Here is a 23,819-nt window from a genome sequence, read left to right on the forward strand (position 1 = left end):
CCATGGGAGCTCTGACGAAAGCTGACATAGCCGAGCGTCTGCACGAAGAACTCGGTTTGAACAAGCGCGAAGCCAAGGATATGGTCGAGCAGTTTTTCGAACAGATCCGTCAGGCATTAGAGAATAATGAACAGGTCAAGTTATCCGGCTTCGGTAATTTTGAACTGCGAGACAAAAGTCAGCGGCCCGGCCGAAACCCCAAAACCGGCGAAGAGGTTCCTATCTCTCCTCGCAGGGTGGTGACTTTCAAGCCTGGTCAGAAACTCAGGTCACGAGTCGAGGCTTATGCAGGAAACAGAGCTCAGGAAGAGTGATCTCCCTGTTATTCCCGGCAAGCGTTACTTCACCATCGGTGAGGTCAGCGACTTGTGTCAGGTCAAATCCCATGTCCTGCGATACTGGGAACAGGAGTTTTCGCAGTTAAAACCGGTCAGGCGCGGGAACCGTCGTTATTACCGGCGACAGGATGTGCTGCTTATCCGGCAAATTCGCAGTTTGCTCTACGACAAGCGTTTTACCATTGACGGCGCCCGTAATCATCTCAAAGGCGAAGTGCAGAAGCTGGACGCTTCCCAGTACAAACAACTGATCCGGCAAACCATTGCTGAACTGGAAGATGTTGTCGATGCCTTGGATGGGATTCCTTCCAAGTGAGAATATGCAGATAAAAAAATACCGGCGGATGCCGGTATAATTTACCTTCGGGAAGGAGTGGGCGGGGGGCCGTTTTGCGTGTGGTTATTGACGATTTTATCAATAAGCTGGCCTATCTCACTCCAGTTTTTATCTGCTTTCAAGGTCTTGGTGTATTTAGAAATCTCAACGAACTGTTCCTGATCCTGAATCTTATTTGCCTGACGCAAGACACGGGTAAGTTCAGTGGTCAGCGTCTGTCTATCGAATGTTTGTATTGTCATTCCATACCCGCCGCCAGTAATTTTATCCAGCAATTCATCGGCATCTTTAGGGCCATTGTTTCTTGTTCTCTTCGCTGCTACCGGCGGTAAGTCTGGAGCCTTTTCAACAGAAGTTTTTGTTTTATCTGCAAAGTTGACATTGACGTAAGTGTCATCCCTATTGGCTCTTCTGAGTCTGTCAGCATCTCGCGCTTGCTTATTGACGACGGCATAATCTTCTGAGCCGTACCCCAGTCCGTTATCTTTGGGCTCCGGGGCTTTTTGAGGGGTAGCAGGTGTCGCAACGGTCAGACCTGCTTCTTTCAATAAGGGATTAAACAAGGGTGTGAACTGTCCGTGAACCGCTGTCAGGGTATTGAACTGTCCTGCTGTTTGCACGAATTTGTTCCTGGCCTGGCGCGCGGTAGTAATGGTTTGAGTGAAATCCCGGGGAACCTCACCCGTTTTTTGATACTGCCGCAGGCTGTTATCAATCGTGATGAAGGTTCCGGTTCTGCCGACTCCCGCATTGCAGTTGACGACGGTGGGGTTGTTTGACCTGGCTGCAACAGAGGGGTGCTGACGTAACTTTTCAACCAGTACCGACAGTTTTGCCAGTCTTTCCGGGGTGCCGGCGCTATGGTCTGCCCAGCCTTTATCGTAAACCCTGAATTGTGTCTCCCCATTAATGGAGAGTTGTTTGACGGTAACTTTACCCTCATCAAAAGAGTATTGTCCATCCAGTCTAACCTTAACGCCGCCACAGTCTTTTTCTTCGCCGACTTCCTTAGGGCCAACTTCGATAGAACGCTTCTTATCTGGTTTATGGGAAATTTCCGGATCTTCGAGTTCTTTGGAGTTAACAAGAGAAACGGATACGGCAGGACGATGATGAGCAAGCATTTTTATGAAGTTGTTTTCTGTGTTTTCAAGTGGCCCCTGACTCGCGATAAAGCTGCCACCAGGCAGGTCGACTTTTGCGGCATGATAGGGTGCTCCCGGTGCAAATCCTTTGTCTCTATTGCCAAGATGGATGTCAGAAAATTTTGGATGTGCCTTTTCGAAGAAAGGTTGGTTATCGATCCTTCCTTGTATCTGTGGGCTTTTAATCTTTTTGTATTGCGTATTAATTTCAGAGTCGTCAGGCTTATAGGGGAACTCCTGACTCAAGTTAAGCGAAGCTCCCTGGTAAGTGCCAAATTCAAGTTGAGATCCATGGTCTGACCCATAGACACACTGCAAGGACGGAGTCAGTTCCTTAAGTTCAAGGGATCGGGAGTCGGGGGGTTCCTGAAGACCAACTTGACGATCAATCTCTGCAAACACCGCAGCTGCAAGTTTGGGGGAATTGGCATAGCGTCCGGCGCATCTGTCTTTGAGACCCTGCACATTATCACCAAATTCTTTCAGCCCCTCGGTGACTTTTCTTTCAGCATAAATCTCTCGTACTTCTTGCATGATCGTATCATAACCAGGGTCGTCCTTTTGGCTAAGTTGAAAGATCAATTCCTTGATATCCGGAGTAGAGAGCTGTTGGACGGCTTCCGAGAACTTGTTGAGTGAGAAGCCGGATTTATCCTCAAATTTGCCATGCTCCAGGTTTTTAATGATTTCCGGTGCTTTCAGGGCTTTAGCCGGTTGGGTTTCAGGACTGCTGTTTCTGACTGCAAGTGGTGTATTAGCAGGTTTAGAATGGGTCCTGGGTTGCTCGTTCATCTGGTTGGGAAGCTTGGGCAGTGGGCGGGTGCTTCTTTCTGAGAGCGGTGTTGAAGGCGCTTTTGATGGGGTCGCTGTATTATCAGCGAGATGTTCATGCAACTTGCCATGGAAGTGGTCATAGACGGGTTTAACCAGACCGTGAACACCGAGAACTTCCCGTGCAACTCTCAAACCCCAGACTTTCGAAGCACTGCAATTGTAGAGCTTACCGTTGACCTTGACTGTCTTGGTTATTGAATTCTGTGGATCAGCGCCCGCTGTTTGAGAATGGCCTATTGAAGAAGTCCCGCCGTTATTAATTGTATTGCCCACAACCTCTCTCCTGAGAATCTTCCCTGATTCTTGCAGTATAAAAGGCTATGTAACATTTTCCACAGAGTCAGGGTCAAGCGGCGCTGACAGGCGTTTATCGTTAATGGGTGTCATATTTCTGTCATAATTCGCCGATAGACTCACCGAAAAATTAGAAGTGTGCTCTGAAATTTACTCATGACAATAACAACATTCCGATCTCTGCTGTTTTATTCATTCTTATCTCTTGTTTCTTTTGGCGCTCAGGCTCAAGAAGAATTATTGTTCTCGATTCATGGCTCAAATACTGTGGGTGCCAGATTAGGGCCATCATTAGCTGAGTCCTATCTCAAGTATCTGGGGGCAGAAGGCGTAGGTGTTTTCCCGACCGGTCTGGATAATGAGGTCAAAGTGACTGGCTTTTTACCCGCTAAGGGTCAATTGGTCAGCATCTTTATTGCTGCACATGGTTCATCCAGTGGTTTTAAAGCACTGGCCAGCGGGAAAGGACAGATTGCCGCCGCTTCACGACCGATAAAGACTAAAGAGCAGGCCATGTTGTCTGGCATGGGCGATTTCAGCAGTCTGGAAGCAGAGTATGTTGTTGGCATTGACGGTCTGGCGATTATTGTGAATCCGGGTAACAGTATTAACAAGCTGGATATCAAAGATATTGCCCGTCTTTTTTCTGGTGAAGTGAAGAACTGGAAAGAATTGGGAGGGGCCGATCTGCCGGTTTCGCTGTTTGCCCGCGATGATCGTTCGGGAACCTGGGATACTTTCAAAAACCTCGTGTTGGCCAAAAAATACCAGCTCGACCCAACTGCCATGCGTTTTGAGTCCAATGCCGATGTCTCTGACAAGGTGGCATCGACCCCGGGGGGCATTGGTTTTGTCAGCCTGAATACCATTGGTCGAGCCAGACCATTGATGGTTTCTGAAGGCACTGACAGAGCATTGAAGCCTGAGCTGCTGCATGTTTCGACGGAAGATTATGTTCTGAGTCGCCGTCTTTATATGTATCTGCCAGAAAAGGACGCTGATCCTGATGCTCTCGACTTTCTCCGTTTTGCAACCAGCGATCAGGCACAACCTGTCGTAGCTTCTGTTGGTTATGTTCATCAGGCGGTTGAGCTGATGAGCCCTGATGTGCAGTCTGCACCAGAGGATTATCAGCGGATTGTTGACCAGTTTGACCGTGCGTCTGTTAATTTCCGCTTTGCTCAGGGGCGTGCCCAGCTTGATAACAAGGCTATCAATGATATTGAAAGGCTGGCGCGTTTCATTGATCGACAGCCAGGCGAGGTTCTGTTAATTGGTTTCGCAGATCAGAGGGCGCAATCGAGAAATTCAGATCTTTTGGCTAAGCTCAGGGCTGATGTGGTCAGAAGAGCTCTGGTCAAGGCTGGAGTTCCACGGAAGAAAATCCAGTACCGGGGTTACGGTCAGTATATGGCATTGTCTTCAGCAGAGAGTCTGGCCAGTAAAATAAGAAACCGCCGGGTGGAAGTCTGGGTCAAAGCAGACAGTGAATCCAATCAAGTGGCGGCCTCCTTTTGAATTCACCGATAAATTTCATAAAGGCGGTACAATAGCATGAAGCACTGTTCACTTCCTTCTTGAGCAGTGCAGACTATGTTACCGGTGCCTGCGCGGTGGGGCCTTGCGGGCTGATTTTAACTTATTGGCTGGCGGCTTGCCGCTGGCCTCCTCTGGAGAGTTAAACATCAGATAAAGCTCCATCAACACCTCAGGTATCTGGCTGCACATATCTTCAGTCAGCTTTTCGTCTTCCAGAATAGCTTCGAACTCAGGCTCGTCGTCAAACAGACCAGAGCCGAGCATGACCGGGAGCAACAGTTCACTGACTTCCTGTTCATTCTCTCGGAACCACTCTTCTTCCGTCATCATATGAGCCTGAAGAAAACCGCAGCACCAGTCCAGCAGGTCTTCATCATTCGGGTCGGCAAATTCTTCACAGGAAAGCTCAAAGCCTTCTTCTTCATTGAACTGTCGATCTATCGCTCGTGACAACTGATCAAGAGCCTGTTCCAGAAGGGCTGAATCTTCCCCGGAGAGTGTTACCCGAGTGCCAAACAGAATCTCATTACGCACATCGGTCTTCAATTCGAACGGGACGATAGCCATGGCGCTATAGAAGCCATGGATGGCGTGGAAAGTAAAACCTTCCTCATCCGCATACCTGTTCAGCAGCGGCTCCAGAGTAGAACAGATGTCCTGCATTTAAAGAGAATCCGGTATGAATGAAAACCGGGGAGTCTACAGTAGTTTTCTGAAAGATTCCTGTCTATTCTCGGTCAGGTCCTCAGTTTGATGGTATACTGGTTTGTCTTTTCTTATCTAATTAATCACCGTCGTTTAAATGTGCATTGGACTGTAATGACTGATCCTGCTCTGAATGTTCTGCAAAATACTTTCGGGTTCGAATCTTTCCGTGGCTTCCAGGGAGAGGTCATCAGAGAGGTCACAGAAGGGCGTGACGCGCTGGTCCTTATGCCTACTGGCGGTGGTAAGTCACTTTGCTACCAGGTACCGGCTCTGGTTATGGCGGGTACAGCTATTGTTGTGTCCCCTCTGATTGCCCTGATGGAAGATCAGATCCGTAATCTCAAGCAGATAGGTATTCGGGCCGAAAGCCTGAATTCGGGCATTTCCATGGAAGAGCAGTACCGAATAGAGCAGGAGCTGTTCACCGGGCATATTGACCTGCTCTATGTTGCTCCCGAACGTCTGATGACTGAAATGATGCTAAGGAAGCTGGATCGGATACAGATTTCTCTGTTTGCTATTGACGAGGCTCACTGTGTGTCGCAATGGGGGCACGATTTCAGGCCTGAATATCTGCAGCTCTCGGTACTGAAAACACGTTTTCCAACGGTTCCCAGAATTGCCCTGACCGCCACAGCAGACAAACGAACCCGACAGGAAATTATCGAACGTCTGGGTCTGGCGCAGGCCAGGGTGTTTGTTGACAGCTTTAACCGGGCCAATATTTTTTACCGCATCAGTCAGAAGAAGCAGGGTAAGCAGCAATTGTTGAGATTTCTGGAAAAAGAGCACCCTGATGATTCGGGCATAGTCTACTGTCTTTCCAGAAAACGGGTGGAGGATACTGCTGCCTGGCTGAATGCCCAGGGCCGAAAAGCACTGCCTTATCATGGCGGTATGACAGCTCACGATCGCAAGAATAATCAGCATCGTTTTCTCAACGAAGACGGCATGATTATTGTTGCTACCCTGGCATTCGGAATGGGGATTGATAAGCCTGACGTTCGTTTTGTTGCTCATCTGGACCTGCCAAGAAGTATCGAAGCTTATTATCAGGAAACCGGTCGGGCCGGTCGTGATGGACTCCCGGCTACTGCCTGGATGGTTTATGGTCTTCAGGACGTCATGTTGCTGAGACAGATTCAGTCGAATTCTACCGCAGCGCCTGAAATTCAGCGAATTGAGCAGCAAAAGCTGGAGGCCATGTTGTTTCTCTGTGAAGTAACGGGTTGTCGCCGTCAGGTGTTGCTGGAGTATTTTGATGAACCCTTGAAAGATAAGTGTGGCAACTGTGACCTTTGTCTGGAGCCGGTGACGACCTGGGATGGTACGGAAGCCGCCAGAAAAGCCCTTTCCTGTGTTTACCGGACCGGGCAAATGTTTGGAGTCTCTCATCTGGTCGACGTTCTGCTTGGCAAAGAAACGGCCAAAGTCAGTCAATTTGGTCACCGACGGATAAGCACTTTTGGTATAGGTAGTGAATTCAAACAGAGTGAGTGGCGCTCAATTTTCCGGCAGTTGGTGTCCAGAGGGTATATAAATGTTGATGTAGAAGGGCATGGGGCTCTCAAATTGAATGAAAAATGCCGTCCTCTGCTCAAAGGTAGTGAGCGATTATTGCTCCGTCAGGATCGCTTTGAATACGCCTCTGAGAGTGCAGCACGCAAAACCCGGAGAGTGGATCAGGGCAGAGTTATTATTGACGACCATGATCGTCCATTATGGGAAGCCATGAGAGCGCGTCGTAAAGAGCTGGCGGAAGAGCAGGGTGTTCCTGCTTATGTCATTTTTAATGACAAAACACTCTATGAAATGTTAGCGGTTAAACCCGCCAGTTTGGAAGCTCTGTCTCATATTTCAGGGGTGGGTGAGTATAAGCTGGAAAAATATGGGCAGACCTTTGTAGAGTTAATATCCGGGTTTGTTGTTTCGACTGTTTGATCCGGGTATTTTTTTCTATGCTGGAGTATGGGTGCTTTTCGAATCACGCTATCGGTTTTCTTTTTATCGGCTTTAGCAGGTTCTTATGTCTCATAGCATTCATCTACCGTGTCACAGAGAAATCACATTGGCAAATCCAGACCTACTGGATGAAGCTCGTGAAAACCAGGTGACCTTTCACTATATCGGTTTACATAACGATCCAATACCGGACAACTATCAGCTATTCACCAGTGAGTTTGATTTTGGTCATAGTGCGACTTTGCTGGGTGATGGATTTCAGATGTTGGCGCAAACCACCGGGACGTACGACAAACCGGTTGATATTGGTCGATGTCCGGATAACAGCAGTAGTTACCGGATTTATGGAGAGCAGCAGGGAAAGCGTTACTACAACTACTTGGTTGTAGACGATTCAGTGGAGTACACCCTGTTTGGTTTTACCTGTTGTCATCGCTATGCGGGCTACTTCGAAATAGTCAGTGGTGAGAGAGGTGTTTTGGTCTCAGCCTCTATCGATGGGGAAGGAACTTCTCCTCAGGACTGGGGCAGCAGAGAGTTGGAATCTGTCGTCGTGCTAACTGGAGGCTCTTTACCCCAACTTTATCAGGAATACGCAGGGTTGATTGCTCAGCATCACCCCGTAAGGGCAGGCGTTGTGCAACCAGCCCCCATTGGCTGGTGTTCCTGGTATGTCTATTATACTGATGTCACCGAGGACAATATCCGCCAGAATCTGAATGTAATGACGGGAGATCTCAGCGATCTGGAGTGGGTACTGTTGGATGATGGTTATCAGGCATTTATGGGCGACTGGTTGACTCCGTCGGATAAATTTTCTGGAGGAGTGAAAGAATTAATAGCGGATATCAAGCGCAAAGGAAAAAAGTCGGCGATTTGGCTTGCTCCTTTTATTGCTCAGCCTGAGTCAGAAGTGTTTAAACAGAATCCATCGTGGTTTGTTCGCCATCATAACGGTGATCTCCTCAAGGCCGAAGATGTGACCTACGGAGGTTGGCGTTGTACCCCCTGGTACGTATTGGATACATCGAACCCCGAGGTACAGGCTCATCTAACTCACATAGTCAAAACCATGCGAGAAGAGTGGGGTGTTGAGCTGTTTAAACTTGATGCCAATTACTGGGGAACGCTCAAAGGAAAACGTTATCAGAGAGGCGTCACCGGAGTGCAGGCGTACCGAATGGGTATGGAGGCAATAGCGAAGGGCGCTCAGGATGCTCTTTTACTTGGGTGTAACGCACCCATGTGGCCGTCTTTAGGACTTGTTGATGCCATGAGAGTCTCGGACGATGTGGAGCGGAGCGCTCAGCGGTTTGAGCAAATTGCGAAAGAAACCTTCCATCGTAGTTGGCAGCATCGTAAATTGTGGCAGATTGATCCTGATTGCGGCACCTTTGTTTCGCTTGCTAATCAATCAACGGATCCCTGTAATTATGACTTTCATCGCAATGTATTACTCGCCAGTGGCGGGCTTCTGCTTTCGGGCGATCCGCTGCCTGATCTTACTCCGTTTGCTAAAACGACGTTAAGCAAATTGATACTGCGCCATCGTTATAGTCAAGACGCCGCTCAATTTACTTCACTGTCTTTACATCACGCTTCTCTGGCATTAACAGAGGGTAAAAAACTCCACTGTTTATTTAACTACAACGAGAATGCCAGGGAGGTGACATTGACCTCCGATCACCCTCTTTATTGGTACGATTACTGGAGCGGCGAGAAGCTCACTGAGGGGCCTGTTCAAAAGGTCAGGGTTTTATTGGCAGCCGGGCTAACGGGTCGCGCGATCATTGCTTCGATGTAAGAGAGGCTCACTCCCAAAAAACAGAGGTTTTACCTCTCTTTAATTGCCCTGGAAGCAATGGTCTTCAAACGCAGATTATCTCAACGAACTTTAAAGGCTGTCGAAACTGGGTACATAAATAGACTGTACCTTTCACTTTTTAACTGCCTATTTCCTCTTCAAAAATAACTTCTGAGTCATGTTTCAGAGTTAAAAAATGACCATATTCCTTTTCAAGCTCATCCCGCTTTAGCTTCAGTGTTGGAGTGAGCATTTCATTCTCAATACTCCAGGTCGTTTTGGCGACTATGATATGATCCAGCTTTTCATGAGCCTCCAGCTCATTATTAACCGATGTCATCGTGCTGACCAATTGTTCTTTTTGCTGGTCACGATCTTTTGAAGCGCCTTCTCCCAGCACAATCATTGCTATAGGTTGTTTGCGCCCAATCCCCATAACACAGACCTGCTCGATATCCGGGTTACGACCGAGGCTCGACTCGATAGGTACCGGAGAAACATATTTGCCTTTGCTGGTTTTAAATTGTTCTTTAACCCGACCAATGATTTTCCATGAACCCTCAGAGGTTATTTCAGCTTTATCACCTGTTTTAAACCAGCCGTTCTCAAAGGCAGCGTCTGTTGCTTCAGGATTGTTGTAGTAAGACTTAAATACCGCTTCTCCTCGAATCAACACTTCTCCTTGCTCGGAAAGTGACATTTCGACACAAGATTGAGGGCTGCCTATTGTGCCAATATCATCGGGTTTGAAAGGGATGTTGCTGCATGATAAGCCTGAGGTTTCGGTCATACCCCAGCCTTCGCTAATACGAATACCCAACTTTTGGAACCACTTCAAAACCTCTGGAGAGATAGGTGCGCTACCAGAGCCGAAAATTTTAGCTTCCTGCAGGCCCAGAGCAGTGCGAATTTTCTTTGCTACTAATTTACCGATAATGGGGATTTTCAAAAGAGTTTGTAGCTTTTTGTTGGGCATTTTGGCCAGAATTTGTGACTGAAACTTAGTCCATAATCTGGGCACTGATAAAAAAGCAGTGGGGCGTGCATAGCGAACATCATCGACAAAAGTATCTAAGGACTCGACAAAGAAAATCTCGGCAGAGTAATAAATTGATGGGAGTTCAACAACGCATCGCTCAGTAATGTGGGCAAGGGGTAAATATGACATTACCCGTCTTTCTTGACCTGTTAAAAACTTCTCACCTCCAGCCATGGCCGAAGAAGCTACATTTCTCTGGCTGATCATGACGCCTTTGGCAAGGCCTGTACTGCCTGAGGTATAGATAATAGAAAATAGATCGTCGATATCCGGATTATGGAGTGTTTTTAGTGGCTCATAATTATTCAACCAGTCAAGCCACTGCTCTTTGCAATCAAGTGTAGGGTATGGAAATGAGATGCTGAGAAAGTCATCTGGCATTGCTTCTGAAAGGGCTTCAGTGCTGTCCAGTTTGCCAACAAAAATAGCCTTTGCATTACTGTGCTCAAGCACATATTTTATGTTGTCTGCCCCAGCTGTTGGGTATATCGGCACACTGATCAGGCCTGCCATCATGATGGCTAAATCAGCAATATACCATTCGGCTGAATTTTTGGCGATGATGGCGACTTTATCGCCCTTTGATATTCCATTGGATAAAAGACCTTGAGCGATCTTGCGGGCTTGCTCGTCAGCTTCCCCCCAAGTGTAAGAAGTCCATTGCCTGTTGTCAGGCTGATTAAGCCAGACCTTATCGGGATGCCTTGCAACGTTTAGCTGCATTTGTGCCAGGGGGGTTCTACGATTTTTCATATTATTATTTTTTCGTACATTCTTTGGTTGCTAACATTAGCTAACGGATGAACTCTAACTTGTACAATGGATAGATACAACAATTAAGTACTCAACCATACGAAATCATATTTTCTGACTTATTGTTCAGGCACTCGCGGCAACTGCTCCTGCGTTGCTCTAGCTCCTGCATCCATGCAGTCGTGATGCGTTGCAACTCTGGTCACATAGCTTGCTATGTTCCCGTTGTTGCGCCTTGCAGAGCACCTGTCCAATAAGCCAGAAATATTCGATTCCGTATGGCTGAGTACTTATTGTATTTTAAAAAATTTAACGATAATTGATCCGCAATTCCCCCTGAAGCACTGATCATCAAACGTTGATTTTCTCAACGAATTTCAAAGGTTCTCGACACTGGGCGCACAAATAGACTGCACCTCTTACGGCCCTGTTGTGGCGAATGGAACTGAGCGGGATGGTCTTTCCTGCACAGCTGCAACTGTATAGGAATGGTCTTTTGCTGGCATTGCTGGTGTTGTAGCTGTGGGTTCTCCGGGCCGGGAGTCTGAACACCTCTTGCATAATCAATTGCCACTCTCTGCCATGGGGGCGGATCTTTCCGCCAAACAGTTGGTGGGCAATGAGGTGTGCGACTTCATGACCCACGGTATGCTTCAGAAAATGTTCCTGGTTTTCTTTGAGCAGTTGTTTGTTCAGACGAAGCAGGTTTTTTTCGGTCCAGGCTTGTCCGGCCGTTTCGCCTCTTAAACTCAGACTGATCCGGGGGCGTGGAAATCGTTTAAGAAAATGCCGCTCGGCCAGGCAGTAAAGCTCACTGACCCGTAACTCAACGGTAGGCAAATAGGGGCATTGTATATTCGACATAAACAGGCTGACTTGGAAAACTCATGGGAGGATAGCAGAGGGATTGTATCTGTACAGTGGGTTTATTGGAATAATCAGGCAGGTTTCATCAAGGCATCGCTTCCAGATGATACAGCTTAATTCATCTGGCTTGGCGCTGAACTTCAGTAAACTTGAATGTATTCGGGGCTTACACCCATACCCCAGAAGATCACGGTAGTGATCATAATCGAGACCAGAACAACCAGCCCGATGCAAAGCACAGAACTGGCATAGACAAACCCCTGCTCCTTAGGTATCTGCATAAAGGTTGGCAAACCGGAATACAGAATCAGGGCTGAGCAGGTCATGGCGATAGTGCCAGCAACAATAGTCAGCCAGATAGAGGGATAAAGCCCGCACAGGCCCGCCAGAAAGAGTGGTAAAGCGGTATAACAGCTAAACGCAACACTCTGTGTCATGTTGGGTTTGCTGCCAAAGGTTTCTGCCATCCATTGGATGAATGCACCCATAACGGCAACGCCCGCCAGTATGGCCAGCCAGGCAAAAAATGCCATGAAAGCAGCACTGGTTTCCGTTAACTTGACGACCTGATCACTGCCCGGGACTGTCCAGCCGGTTCGAGTCGTCCCCAGATAAGTACAGACCGCTGGCAGGGCAGCCAGCCATATGACCTGACCCAGGTAAAGGCGAATAATGCCGGGAGGGTGCTCCCGAATATCGGTCCACTCTTCTTTCGGACGAAAGAGAAGCCCCCAAAAGTGACTTAATATCATGGTGCAACCTCCGTTATGGCTGTACCAGTAGCTGGTAATCCTTACGTTTTGCTAAGTTATCAGCTACAAAACAGCGGCTAATATGTTGTTATTATTCACTGTGACAGGCATCGGCTCTTCCTGTTCAACAGGATCGTTCGATAGCCTTGACTTCAGTGTTTACATATTTCTTATACGAAGTAAAGTAATATCGTCCCAATACAGGTTCTTTTATTGAATAATAGGGCAATTATTTCCTCGTTTATCAGTCTCATAAAGGCTTCGGCATGACTGTCTGGTTCAGTTCGCTGGTTTGGTGGATTGTGAGACTAAACGGTTAGTATCATAGAACTCCGGAATGATTACATGACTTCAGGCGAAGCCGTTTTTGTTAAAAAGTAGTGTCTAAATAGTTTCGTTTTTGCCGGACGGGCTCAGGAGAATGACATAGACCATGATGACTAGAATTGATCGTTTGTTTCTTTTACTGCTGGCAGGGCTCGTTGCTCTGGGAAGCGGGTACAACAGAGATTTTCAGCCTGTTAAAGAGCCCGCAATAGAACAGGTGCAAAAGGTCACCAGGGAGGAAGTCAAGGTTGAAAAAAAGGCTCAAAAGAATATTCCCGACTTTGCTGCCATTGAGGACGTCAATAAGAAGAAAAGTCAGTTCTTTGCCCACGTGAAGCAAATGGTTGATGAAGAGAATGAGCGTCTGGCGGGTATTCGTCAGGAAGTTAAGATGCTCAGGGAAAAATCGGCTCTGCATGAAAGCGAAGAAAAGTGGCTGTTGGACATGGCCCGAAAGTTCAGAGTGGATGAAGAGCTTAAAGTCAGTGATGCGCTTTATGACGACCTGCTGCACAGGGCGGACGAGATCCCGGTATCGCTTGCTCTGGTGCAGGCGGCTAACGAGTCGGCCTGGGGGACTTCAAGGTTTGCCGTTGAAGCCAACAACTACTTTGGCCAGTGGTGTTTTACTCCGGGCTGTGGTGTTGTTCCTGGTGAGCGTCCGGAAGGTGCGACCTACGAAGTCAGGAAGTTTTCTTCATTGGAGGCATCGGTACGGTCGTATATGCATAACCTCAATACCAGCCATCATTATGAGGGTTTGAGGGAGCTGCGTTCAAAAAGAAAATCCATGGGACACCCGGTTACCGGGCCGGTACTGGCACAGGGACTTTATGCCTATTCCTCCAGAGGTATTGATTATATAGAAGAGTTGGTATCCATGATTGAGAGTAATGATTTGTTGAAGTACGATCTGGAAAAGCCTCTAACGGGCCACTAGTCTGCCCAGAGCAATAGTGTAGCCATTGATTGCACTTATATTGCTGATGCCTCAGCAGCAGGCAGCACCCTCCGGTGAATACCGGAGGGGTTGGATAAAAGTAACGAGCCAGGGAAGGCGTGTTGCATCAGCAAGGTTCCTGGAGTGATTCAAGAACCTGGCCAAAGCAAAGCCAAGAGTGTGCGTGTCAGAGGTTAACAATATTCACAATGGAAGCTTGTTCAGGCTTTTCCTCTTCATCGTTTTCATCCCTGAAGGACAGAGGTACATCCACCGGGTCAAACGCAGTGTCTCCATCTTTAACAGGCTGACCATCCGCCGTCAGATTGTTGAAATCAAACAGTGAGCTGTCTGCCAGATGGGAGGGCGCTACGTTCCTCAGAGCTCTGAACATGCTCTCCATTCTGCCGGGGAAGCGTTTGTCCCACTCGGTGAACATAGCCTTGATTGCCTCCCTCTGAAGGTTTTCCTGAGAGCCGCAGAGATTGCAGGGAATAATCGGGAATGCCTTAAACTCGGAAAAACGGACAATATCCTTTTCACGGCAGAAGGCAAGAGGACGGATTACCGTGTGCTGACCGTCGTCACTGACCAGTTTGGGCGGCATGGCTTTCATCTTGCCGCCATAGAACATGTTCAGGAACAGGGTTTCCAGAATATCATCCCGATGATGGCCCAGGGCAATCTTGGTGACTTTCAGTTCGCTGGCCGTGCGGTAGAGGATGCCTCGGCGCAGCCGAGAGCAGAGTGCGCATGTGGTTTTGCCTTCAGGCACCTTCTCTTTGACGATGGAGTAGGTATCTTCCTCAACAACGCGGTACTCAATACCCAGGGTTTCCAGATAATCAGGCAGTACATGTTCAGGAAAGCCAGGCTGTTTCTGATCAAGGTTGACTGCGATAAGGTCAAAATTGACCGGCGCATAAGTCTTCAGGTTCAGCAGAATATCCAGCAGGGTATAGCTGTCCTTACCCCCGGACAGACAGACCATGATGCGGTCGCCGTCCTCAACCATGTTGTATTCGGCGATGGCCCGACCTACCTCTCGTCTCAGGCGTTTCTGTAGTTTGTTGAAGTGGGTTTTTGCGCTTTTTGTTTGGCTCTGCATTTTGGTTCTGTCTTGTCTCTGAAAGTACCCAACTTCATTTAAGGCCCTTAGAGGGGGCGGTTAAACCGGGTGACTTACTGCTCTGGATAATGGTGAAACGGGCAAGATCCCGAAAATTCACAACATTATAATCAAAGGTTTCACGATAGGCATCAGGGATAATGACAGCAGCAGCTATAAGTACCTAACCAATTAGTTACCTCCCGAACTCACAGGGCTGACGGCTGCTATTGTGAATGAGCTGTCGAAATATGGTTAAGTGAAGCTATGCTTATCTAATGGACAAAATGCGCAGGGACACAGGTTCCAGTCGTTTATACACAGAATAATCGTGGACATTTATTCAGGGGACTTCCATGGCTGATTACGAGAAACTGAGAGTCTGGTTATTATCTCGCAGAGACGAGTTGAATATCCGGCTCGGAAACATCAATAAAGATATGACTCGCAGAGCCAATGCCGATTGGTCGGAGCAGGCGCAGGAGAGGGAAAATGATGAGGTTATTGATCAGCTGGGTAATGATGCCCGGGCTGAACTTAATCTGATAAACAAAGCATTGGATCGTATGAATCATGATGATTACGGCTTCTGTACCGGCTGCGGTGACAAGATAGTTGAAGCCCGTCTGGCAGCTATGCCTTACGCCGATCTTTGCATCAAATGTGCAGAAAAGCGGGATCGTGCCAGCTGACAGCGTTAGGGAGTCTTCAGACTCTCTGACACTGACTCTTCCATAGAATTCGTTATTAAAGCCTTGTAACTGTCCACAAAGCTCTCAATGGGGCCGGGGTGGTGACGGTGGTAGTAATTATGCCAAAGCTTACCCAAGGCATAGACGTCATCGTGGGGCACCTTGTGGATTGGCTTATCGATTCGATAATAAATCATCCAGGCAATGGCGGTAGCGTAAGAGAGATTGGTCGCTAATTCCAGATGCGGATGAGCCAGAAATTCTCTCTGGCTGGCCAGTCCCCGGATCAAACTGGAAAGGTCGGATTTCTTCGCCAGATAATGGTCCCAGATATTGCGATGCATTCTGGGCGAGATTTGAAAAATTCCCAGAGCCTGATGGTGTTCCTGTTTAAGATGAAAACCCAGTCCGGATTCTCTGGCAGCTGTTCCCAGCAGCAGATTTTCTGCCGTAGGACTCCACATTTTTAAATGCTTCAGGGTCGGGCGAACAACGTAGTGGCGCAGCTCCTTTGCACAAATACCCATCGGGATTTCCTTTGTCTTAGAGCATTATTTTCATTATTCAGATTATCGTAGCACTCAGAAAATTCTTAAGTACAGCATAATTTAACCAGGGCATACTTCGGGTGTGAAAACCACAGCAGCCCCTGATAGTCATTTTCCGATAAAACTGAATACCTGAAAGTTGCGAAGGCGTTGAAAGGCGTGGGGTGCCGGGAAAGAAAAGAAGGAGACTACTCCCCTTCAAATTCACACAGTGAGAAGACAGGAATTCCTGCTTCATTTAGTATCTTTGAACCACCAAGGTCTGGAAGATCCATAATGGCAGCTGCTTCCAGAATTTGTCCGCCCAGTTGTCTGACCAGTTGACCGGCCGCAAGCAAAGTGCCACCTGTAGCAATCAGGTCGTCAACCAGAATGACTTTATCGCCTTTCTTAATAGTGTCTGCATGAACTTCAAGCGTTGCCTTCCCGTACTCAAGTTCATAATCCTGAGCGACAGTATTGTAGGGCAGCTTTCCCTTTTTTCTAAACAGGATCAGTGGTTTGTTCAGGGCATATGACAATGCAGAGCCTATCAGGAAGCCCCGCGCATCAAGAGCGCCGATCCGGTCAAACTCAACATCCATATAGCGATGAATGAGGCTGTCCATGACCGACCGCCAGGCTTTGGGGTTCTCGAAAAGAGTGGTCACATCCCGAAACTGAATGCCGGGCTTTGGCCAGTCAGAAACGGTTCTAATCTGTGCTTTCAGATAAGCTTCGTCAACGATCATATCTTTCCCTTAATGTCCGTTCCTGGTGCGCTTATGCGGAGGAGATAATCTGTTCCAAACCGACAGACTTTCCACCCGCCAGGGAGCATAATTGAATCGGGTCACGGATTTCAATTTCTTTGCCCACTGCGAAGATCAGATCGTTTTTCTGGAACCGGGTAAATACCCGGCTAACGGTTTCTACAGCCAGTCCCAGGTAATTGCCCATTTCATTGCGGGACATGGACAGGCGGAATGACTGGGATGAGAAGCCTCTGCGACGAAAACGACTGGCCAGGTTGATCAGGAAGGTCGCAATTCTTTCATCAGCGTTTTTCTTGGACAATAGCATCATCATCTGCTGATCTTCACGAATCTTCTTACTCATCAGGCGCATCATATGACGACGCAACTCCGGGAATCGGTCGGATAGCGTTTCCAGCTGGTCAAAGGGGATTTCACAGATCATGGTGGTTTCCATGGCCTGAGCAGAGACCGGGTAGACGTCAGTATCGAGACCACTCAGGCCCAATATCTCACTGGGAAGATAGAAAGACGTAATCTGTTCCTCACCTTCATTGGTGGCGGTATAAGTTTTTAAGGCCCCGGAACGGACAGCGAAGACGCTGGTAAACCGGTCTCCTTCCAGGAACAGGTGTTCCCCCTTCTTGAGAGGGCGGCTTCGCTTGATGATGCGATCAAGCTGGTCAATGTCTTGTAGATTCAATGCCAGAGGTAGGCAGAGGGAGCTAAGACTGCAGTCTCTGCAGGCCACATGGCCAGGTTGTCGTACATTGGGCTTTGACGTCATTGAGTGGCCTCAAAGTCGTATTGGCGAAATCGCTGACGATTCTATTGAAAATGCTACCAAAGTGTAAGTCTGTGCTTTCCGAGACTAAAGCGTAATTCCTTCATACTTAAGGCTTTTTCGGAAAATCCTTACTGGGTTGCGATAAGTCCGCACTAAAAAAATGTTGTACTTGATCAGTTGCCTGGCAGTTAAGTCATTGAGCTTGATGAGAAGGCTGTGAACGCTATCAATACCTATGATGCAAGAAAGATGTTCTTCAGCGCCAATGTGTCGATAACTGTACTGAATACAATTTCGTAAATCAGGGAGATTTACGCCATGAGTCTGCTCAGCTCAGTGACAGGGATTCTGTTTACTCCAACCGTGCAAGTGGCTGAACCTCGAACCTTTGAGGAACTCGTTGCCGCTGAGGATTTGACGTTCAATGATCTTTCACCACAGGAAAAGCAAATCCTGATGGCCAGAAAGGGTGAGCTGACAATTGAGGAACTCAGGGCATTAAAGCTCGAAGAGGCCGAGTGTGCTGAGCTTGAAGAGGCGCATCGTATCCGGCTTCAAAAAAGTGCGATCTGGGATGGCCGCAGAATTGCTGTCACGATAGCCAAGGGAACCGGGGTTCTGGTCGTCGGTGCTTTTGCCGCCGGGGCCGCTTCTGTATCGGTGCCTGTTGCTGCCGGACTGGCTGTATGTTCAGGGGTGGGCTACCTGTTTTATCTGCGGACCCATTCAGGCGAGCTGGAAACACGTTCAAAGCAACTGACTGATTTTGTCATTACCCATGCACAACCCCAGAGAATCATTCGGGAACAGCTGGAGCTAAGAGAGTCTGAGCGTGCAGAGGCTCTGGATAGAAGGCTCCGTGAGGCAGAAGACGCGCTGAAGTTGGAGAAACAGCGAAAAGCAGAGTTGGCCGACCAGCTGCTCCCGGGAAAAGCGGATCTGGCATCAGGGCAAGAACACTTTAAACAAATGCAACATAGAATCGAAAAACTCAGGGCTGCGGAGAAACAGCAAAAAGAGTTGGCTGGTGAGTTGAAAACACTGACTGAGCAGCACAGGAAAGTTGATCGTGAGATGGTGGAAGTGCTTGATGAAGTTGAACAACTGAGTGAGGCGCTCAGGAACAGGCAAGGCAGTGACAAGGGAAGAGATCGCCAGCAGTTAAAACAACAGGATTTGAGGTTACAAGAGACACTTCAGCTTTTTCAGGAAAAGGTCGAGGCGCTTGAAGATGAAGCACGGATTCTGACTGAAACCATTAAAGAAAAAGATATTGAGTTTGAAAGGCTGAATCGGCAGAAAAACCATCAGACTACTGACATTCAGGCACTGATTTTGCAAAAGAAAGCCGTTGAGCGAGACACCATTAAACCATTGCAAAGAAGACTCAGGGCAGCCGAGCGGATGCTGATGGAGGCAGGAGCCGATCAGCAGGCTATTCAAAACCAGCTGTTTCAAACCCAGCAGACAGTTCGATCTCTGGAAACGGAGGTAAAGACGGTTTCTGATGAGGCGGTTACCCAAAAGCTTGATTTGGAGAGGGCTACTGAGAAGGCACTGTTCCTGGAGTCTCAGCTGAGTTCTGCCATTCAGCATAAAGACAAAACCTATAAGGACTACCTGATTGTCATTGATGAACTTAATGCTGTTCGTATGCAGCTTGAAAGCAGTCAGATGTTACAGCATGAGCTGGAGAATCAGCTGGAGAAGGATAAGGCGGCTCAACGCATTCAGGAAAGGCAACTGAGGTCAGATCTGGAACAATTGCAAAAAGAGAAGGCCGGGTTGATCAATAACTCAGCAAAGGTCGCTTCCGAGAATCAGTTTTATCGGGAGCAGATTGATCTGCTCACCCGGGAAGAGCAGATGGTCAGAGCCCGTTGGGTAGAAGCCCATAAGTCGACTCAGCGTCTCAAGGATGTTGAAAAAGAACTGCAGGCTCAGGGGGAACTGCTCCAGGAAACCAGAGTTCAGTTGCAACATGAGGCTTGTTCCAGAAAAGTGCTGACAGCAGAGCTCAATGGTTTTAAGCAACGGGAAGCAGCCGCTGCTAAAGAAAAAGGTTTGCTGGAGGTGCAGATCCAGCATCTCAGGGAACAGGAAAAGACCGATCGGGATGCGCTCGTCTTGACAGAGCGTCAGCTTGAAGAGAAAAAGAATGAGCTTAAATTGTTGCAGGAAAGTTATACCGGCCTTAAGGAGAATATCAGTCAGGGTGAGCTTTCGAATCAACAGCTCAGAGCCGAACTGGACCGGGTGAGACTAGAGGTGCTGGTTAGAGATAGAGAGATCAGGGAAGTTCGCGACCTTTTACAGAAAACAGAAAGTGTTCTGGAAAGCTCTGAGCAGAAGGCATTTGACCTGAATGCAGAGTATGAGTCTCTGCGCAGCCAGGCCATAGAGGGGACTGTGGTCAGCGCTATGGATCACGTGGATCAACTGACCAGTGATTCGCTGAATAGCAAAAACCACTCAAGAAAGGTTGAGGAGCAAAAGCATAACCTGGAGCTCCAGTTTCAGGCGCTGAGCAGTATGAATAAGCAGCTGCTCGAAGAAGTCACTCAGTTTAATAATAAACGAGGTCAGAAAAAAAGAAGAGTCTGGCAACAGCAAATCAGGCAGGCCAAATCTGAAGCTGAGCAGAGTCAGCTTCTTGCCAGAAAATTACAGCAGGACCTGATCAGCAAAAACGACTCAGTTCATGAAATGAGTGAGAGACTTAAGCAAGTTGAAGAGGCGTTCGCTCAGGTCTCGGAGCAGTTAAATGCCACAAAGCAGGAAGCGAGTGCTGTATCCGTTCAGCTGCAGTCAACCAAGATAGAGTCCGAAGAGCGAAGGCTAAAGCTCAAAGAATTGGAAGACTCCGGGGCTAAACTGCAATTCAGACTGGATTCCCTGACCAACGAGCTTGAGCTGCTCAGGTCAAAACCCGAAGGCATTGATAAAGAAGCTCATCAACGAGTCGTGGACGAGCTGGAAAAAGCACAAGGCAATGTCAAAAAATTACAGGGAGAGCTGAGTGCCAGTGACAATCTTGTAAGCGAATCTCTGGCTGATGTTCAGACGTTGCCAGAGCTCAAAGGTAAGCTCAGGGACATTGAGGAACAGCTGTCGCTCCTCGGGGGGTATTTGCAAACGCCTCATGAGTCGTTTCAAAGTAATGCTGATGAGTTTACCAGGACCTTGTCCCGGCTGAAGTCTGAATGTCAGGAGATCGTTGTTCTGACGGGACAGGAAATGACCGCTCTCAAACGTCAGGTCGAACAGCTCCATGATATGAACTATCTGTTGAAAGTTCAGGAAATAGAGGGTCAGACCAAGACTCTGGAAACTCAGGTTAAGCTGGTTGAAGCTCTGAGAACGCTCAATGGGTTGCAAAAGGGCAGCGACCCTGAACAGGCAGACAAGTTTGCTGAAGAATTGGTTGCTGCTGAAGCCTCGCTGCAGGCATCAAGACAGGAAGCGAAAGAGCTGTCACGGACTCTCATGACAGTGAAGAATCATCCTGTTATTCAGGCTGAAGCAGATCCCGAAGCCCTGGCGCTGGAACGGGTGCGCGATGATCTCTTGCTGGAGCAAAAAAAGTCAGCAGATTATCTCAGTCAGATCAATACGCTGAAGATGCAGTTTGTTCGACAGCATTCTGAAATGCCACTGTCGGAGATTCCTGATGAAGACTACCCCAGGGTAATTCTGGAAGTGGTTAAAAAGTACATTGCCGTTGATGAACATGAAACCCGTCTCGGGGCAGGTCTGGAAGCCATGCTGACCGAACCTCTGGATTATATTCACCGCATTGACGATTATGACGATGACGCCAGAGACTGGGAGATTGAGCTGGCTGGCGAAGAAGCTCTTGAGAGCTGGCAGCAGGCCCTGAATGAGGAACAGCTTCGCTCAAGGGCATACTTCAAAGAATTGATGGCCCTTCGGACATACCTGATCGCTGAACTGGAATATCGTGGATTAACAACAAAAGCGCTGGAATGGGGCATGGGCGAGCTACAAGACATTATTGTTGATCAACTGCGAAGGGATGGAAGGCTTAAAGACTCCTCCCAGACGATTTCACCCACAGCGATAACCGTGCTTTCGTCATTGCAGTCGACGGCAAATGACCCGGGCAGTCTGCAGCTCGATGACCCTGTGGGATTGAAATGGGATTATAGTGATTTTTTAGATCACTATTCAGGGGGCTTTAACGATTTAACTTCTTGTGCCTCTGACGATGAAGACAATCCGCCATCAGAATACGATTCGACCCAGTCTGAAGTCGACAGCCTTGAGGATTCTGTTGAGAATGAGACGCTCTGGCAGCAGCTGCCTGAAGATTTGGACTATCAGGAAGAGTTTTACCTTTACCAGCAAGTGAGCTCTGCAGTGGATGAGCTGGAGAAAATTGACCGGGAGCTTGAAGAGCTGGATTGGTCTGAATCTTCCGATGAAGAAACCGGGCCAGAGAGTCCGCGAGTCAGGCTGGAACAGAGGAAGCAAAAGCTTATCGACTGGCTCCGGCAGGAAGATGCTGTCAATATAATGCAAAAGTTTCGTTAGCAAGCGGGCAATACACAACCGTTAATATAACAACCTTGTTAGTCAAATCCTGAAAATAATCGGTCATAGTCCCCCGAAGGAATTAAATCAGTACTCCGGGGGAGGGAATTATGGCCAGAAAATCGCTCAAATTATCTATGGTCTTGGTCATGCTGTTGGCAACCGCTGTGTTGCCATTGCCAGTGCTGGCCATTGATCCGGCCATAATTGTGACCGGGGGAACGGCCCTGCTGGGGACTGGGCTTGGCGGACTCTCCTACAAATTTGGTCAATGGCTATACGGCCCGGACAACGGCAGTGATGATAAACCTGCTCCGGTATTGGTTGAACCGGTCTCTTTTTTTAATCCCGGTGAAGACAAGCCTTATGAAATTACTCTCAGGCTCCTTGAAAATGGCGGTGACGGAGGCGGTGGTGAAGGCGGAGAAGCGCACGTTAATCATAAACCTGACTCGGATTCGAGTCTCATCCCGACAGATCCTGCAAGTCCGAAAAAGCCTGGAAAACCTGTCGATGGGGTAAAAGGTGCTCAGGAAAAATGGGTGGTTGTCAGAGTTGAGAAAGGGGCTGCCAGTCGTGAGTTGCAGTCACTGATTGATCAGTCTCTGCCTGAAGCCGGAGAAGTGCTCTTTCATCCGTCTCCCAGTGCTCAGGCGACGTTAAATGGCTCACGCCACTTGGAAATGGCTACTACCCGGGCGCTGTTCAGTCAGTTGAGTGATCTGCGTCAGATTCTGGATTTCTACCGCAATGGTCAGGCTTTTCTTCTTGATAATGCCAGTCTGGATCAACGTACTGTGAAAGGCGGTAACCAAACATCTACCGGGAAGTTGCAGAGCGGTGAGAGCAGTCAGTGGCACAGCTTTGTACAAACTTATGGTTCGAAATCCCATTACTCATCACTGCCTGGTTTAGAGGGAATGAATGCCGACAGTCACGGGCTGAATGTCGGAGTATTCACTCAGGCCACTGAAAATACCCTTGTCGGCCTGATGCTGGGTAGCCGGAAAACATCAGCCAGTTTTCAGCAGAAATTGGGTTCGGGCTCCATAGAGTCTGTTCACTTTGGTCCGTTCCTGTCCTGGCAGAGGGATCAATGGCAGTTTGATGGAGCCCTGACTCTTGGTACCAAACAATACAGCAGCAAACGCACGGGTAGCGATGGTCATCGACTTCGAGCCTATCGCTCAGGCACCGACTGGAATGCCTTCGGTGCCCTGGGTTATGACATCGATATGGATAACTGGCTCGATGGTCTTACCGTCACACCTATGGTTGAGTTCCTTTATCATCATTCAGAGTCGGATGGCTTTAGAGAGAAAGGCTTGTCTGACGGAGCGCTGGCTGTGCGCGGGCAGTCTTTTGAGCAATCGATTTTACGATTGGGCAGTGACTTTGTCTTACTGAATGAAACCGGGGGTACCCCCTCGGCCCTGAAGTTTTCTGCGGGCTACCAGCAGCAGACGGTGTTGAGTGGAAAGTCCAGATACACAGTTAATAATACCGGCCAGCATGCATCGTCAGAATATCGGGCTCAGAAGATTAACGACAATGGGTTGTATCTGAGTATGGGCTACAACACCACAATGTCCGGGCAATCCAGTCTGAGCATGAATTATACGGCGATTCGATCCAGTCGCAGTACCAGTGATGGCCTTCAGCTGAGCTACACACGATCTTTCTGATTGTTACCACAAAAACCGGGCTGTCTGGCTATTCTGGCTTTTAAAAGGATAACCAAACAATAGAAATCGTGC

18 protein-coding genes are annotated in these 23,819 nt (G+C 48.2%); 9 read left to right on the forward strand and 9 right to left on the reverse strand.

The window, feature by feature from the left end; all coding sequences use genetic code 11:
- Nucleotides 1-2: 2 nt before the first annotated feature.
- Both ihfA and ACOJUN_RS17530 read left to right on the forward strand, forming a co-directional pair.
- Nucleotides 3-314, forward strand: coding sequence for an integration host factor subunit alpha (gene ihfA, locus ACOJUN_RS17525; protein ID WP_317145884.1), 312 nt, complete (start codon nt 3-5; stop codon nt 312-314).
- Nucleotides 286-654, forward strand: a complete 369-nt coding sequence (locus tag ACOJUN_RS17530) for a MerR family transcriptional regulator (protein ID WP_317145885.1) — start codon at nt 286-288, stop codon at nt 652-654. Before ihfA ends, ACOJUN_RS17530 begins: the two co-directional genes overlap by 29 nt.
- 41 nt (nt 655-695) lie before the next feature.
- On the opposite strand, the gene ACOJUN_RS17535 is transcribed toward ACOJUN_RS17530, so the two are convergent.
- Complete coding sequence (locus ACOJUN_RS17535) at nt 696-2,927, reverse strand: tyrosine-protein phosphatase (RefSeq protein WP_422133201.1); 2,232 nt, start codon at nt 2,925-2,927, stop codon at nt 696-698.
- Nucleotides 2,928-3,104: 177 nt separating this feature from the next.
- On the opposite strand from ACOJUN_RS17535, the gene ACOJUN_RS17540 reads away from it, so the two are divergent.
- Nucleotides 3,105-4,466: a substrate-binding domain-containing protein gene (locus ACOJUN_RS17540; RefSeq protein ID WP_422133202.1), complete on the forward strand. Its 1,362-nt coding sequence runs from the start codon at nt 3,105-3,107 to the stop codon at nt 4,464-4,466.
- A 78-nt stretch (nt 4,467-4,544) separates the two neighbouring features.
- Here ACOJUN_RS17540 and ACOJUN_RS17545 read toward each other — a convergent pair whose 3' ends face one another.
- The gene (locus ACOJUN_RS17545) at nt 4,545-5,150 is read right to left on the reverse strand and encodes a YecA family protein (protein ID WP_422133203.1); all 606 of its coding nucleotides are present in this window, start codon (nt 5,148-5,150) and stop codon (nt 4,545-4,547) included.
- A gap of 156 nt (nt 5,151-5,306) precedes the next feature.
- Between ACOJUN_RS17545 and recQ the strand changes: the two genes are divergently transcribed.
- Together recQ and ACOJUN_RS17555 are read left to right on the forward strand one after the other, a co-directional pair.
- A complete protein-coding gene (recQ, locus tag ACOJUN_RS17550; RefSeq protein ID WP_422133204.1) occupies nt 5,307-7,136 on the forward strand; it encodes a DNA helicase RecQ in 1,830 nt (609 codons plus the stop codon).
- Between the two features lie 127 nt (nt 7,137-7,263).
- Nucleotides 7,264-8,961 carry a glycoside hydrolase family 36 protein gene (locus ACOJUN_RS17555; protein ID WP_422133205.1) on the forward strand — a complete coding sequence of 566 codons (1,698 nt, stop codon included), beginning with the start codon at nt 7,264-7,266 and terminating at the stop codon, nt 8,959-8,961.
- A 139-nt stretch (nt 8,962-9,100) separates the two neighbouring features.
- Here the strand turns inward: ACOJUN_RS17555 and ACOJUN_RS17560 are convergent, their stop codons facing one another.
- The 3 genes from ACOJUN_RS17560 to ACOJUN_RS17570 form a co-directional block, all read right to left on the reverse strand.
- Entirely contained in the window at nt 9,101-10,753 is a 1,653-nt protein-coding gene (locus tag ACOJUN_RS17560) for an AMP-binding protein (RefSeq protein WP_422133206.1), read from the reverse strand.
- Between the two features lie 351 nt (nt 10,754-11,104).
- Nucleotides 11,105-11,617: a SprT family zinc-dependent metalloprotease gene (locus ACOJUN_RS17565; RefSeq protein WP_422133207.1), complete on the reverse strand. Its 513-nt coding sequence runs from the start codon at nt 11,615-11,617 to the stop codon at nt 11,105-11,107.
- Between the two features lie 143 nt (nt 11,618-11,760).
- Complete coding sequence (locus tag ACOJUN_RS17570; protein WP_422133208.1) at nt 11,761-12,372, reverse strand: Yip1 family protein; 612 nt, start codon at nt 12,370-12,372, stop codon at nt 11,761-11,763.
- Between the two features lie 433 nt (nt 12,373-12,805).
- Here ACOJUN_RS17570 and ACOJUN_RS17575 point away from each other — a divergent pair, with 433 nt between their 5' ends.
- On the forward strand, nt 12,806-13,639 hold the full coding sequence (locus ACOJUN_RS17575; RefSeq protein WP_422133209.1) for a glucosaminidase domain-containing protein: 834 nt from the start codon (nt 12,806-12,808) through the stop codon (nt 13,637-13,639).
- A gap of 187 nt (nt 13,640-13,826) precedes the next feature.
- Here the strand turns inward: ACOJUN_RS17575 and ttcA are convergent, their stop codons facing one another.
- Complete coding sequence (ttcA, locus tag ACOJUN_RS17580) at nt 13,827-14,747, reverse strand: tRNA 2-thiocytidine(32) synthetase TtcA (protein ID WP_422133210.1); 921 nt, start codon at nt 14,745-14,747, stop codon at nt 13,827-13,829.
- Nucleotides 14,748-15,103: 356 nt separating this feature from the next.
- Here ttcA and ACOJUN_RS17585 point away from each other — a divergent pair, with 356 nt between their 5' ends.
- On the forward strand, nt 15,104-15,439 hold the full coding sequence (locus ACOJUN_RS17585) for a TraR/DksA family transcriptional regulator (protein ID WP_317145896.1): 336 nt from the start codon (nt 15,104-15,106) through the stop codon (nt 15,437-15,439).
- 5 nt (nt 15,440-15,444) lie between these two features.
- On the opposite strand, the gene ACOJUN_RS17590 is transcribed toward ACOJUN_RS17585, so the two are convergent.
- The 3 genes from ACOJUN_RS17590 to fnr all read right to left on the reverse strand — a co-directional run bounded on the left by ACOJUN_RS17590 (nt 15,445) and on the right by fnr (nt 17,508).
- Nucleotides 15,445-15,966 (reverse strand): hypothetical protein, encoded by a 522-nt coding sequence (locus tag ACOJUN_RS17590; protein WP_422133211.1) that lies wholly within the window; start codon nt 15,964-15,966, stop codon nt 15,445-15,447.
- Nucleotides 15,967-16,175: 209 nt separating this feature from the next.
- Nucleotides 16,176-16,715 (reverse strand): adenine phosphoribosyltransferase, encoded by a 540-nt coding sequence (locus ACOJUN_RS17595; RefSeq protein WP_422137089.1) that lies wholly within the window; start codon nt 16,713-16,715, stop codon nt 16,176-16,178.
- A 34-nt stretch (nt 16,716-16,749) separates the two neighbouring features.
- Nucleotides 16,750-17,508 (reverse strand): fumarate/nitrate reduction transcriptional regulator Fnr, encoded by a 759-nt coding sequence (gene fnr, locus ACOJUN_RS17600; protein WP_422133212.1) that lies wholly within the window; start codon nt 17,506-17,508, stop codon nt 16,750-16,752.
- 318 nt (nt 17,509-17,826) lie between these two features.
- Here fnr and ACOJUN_RS17605 point away from each other — a divergent pair, with 318 nt between their 5' ends.
- Together ACOJUN_RS17605 and ACOJUN_RS17610 are read left to right on the forward strand one after the other, a co-directional pair.
- Nucleotides 17,827-22,062, forward strand: a complete 4,236-nt coding sequence (locus tag ACOJUN_RS17605; RefSeq protein WP_422133213.1) for a hypothetical protein — start codon at nt 17,827-17,829, stop codon at nt 22,060-22,062.
- Nucleotides 22,063-22,172: 110 nt separating this feature from the next.
- Nucleotides 22,173-23,747: an autotransporter outer membrane beta-barrel domain-containing protein gene (locus tag ACOJUN_RS17610; protein ID WP_422133214.1), complete on the forward strand. Its 1,575-nt coding sequence runs from the start codon at nt 22,173-22,175 to the stop codon at nt 23,745-23,747.
- Nucleotides 23,748-23,819: the final 72 nt, after the last annotated feature.

It is taken from the genome of Endozoicomonas sp. ALD040, assembly GCF_049275945.1.
In the GTDB taxonomy this organism is placed as follows: domain Bacteria; phylum Pseudomonadota; class Gammaproteobacteria; order Pseudomonadales; family Endozoicomonadaceae; genus Endozoicomonas_A.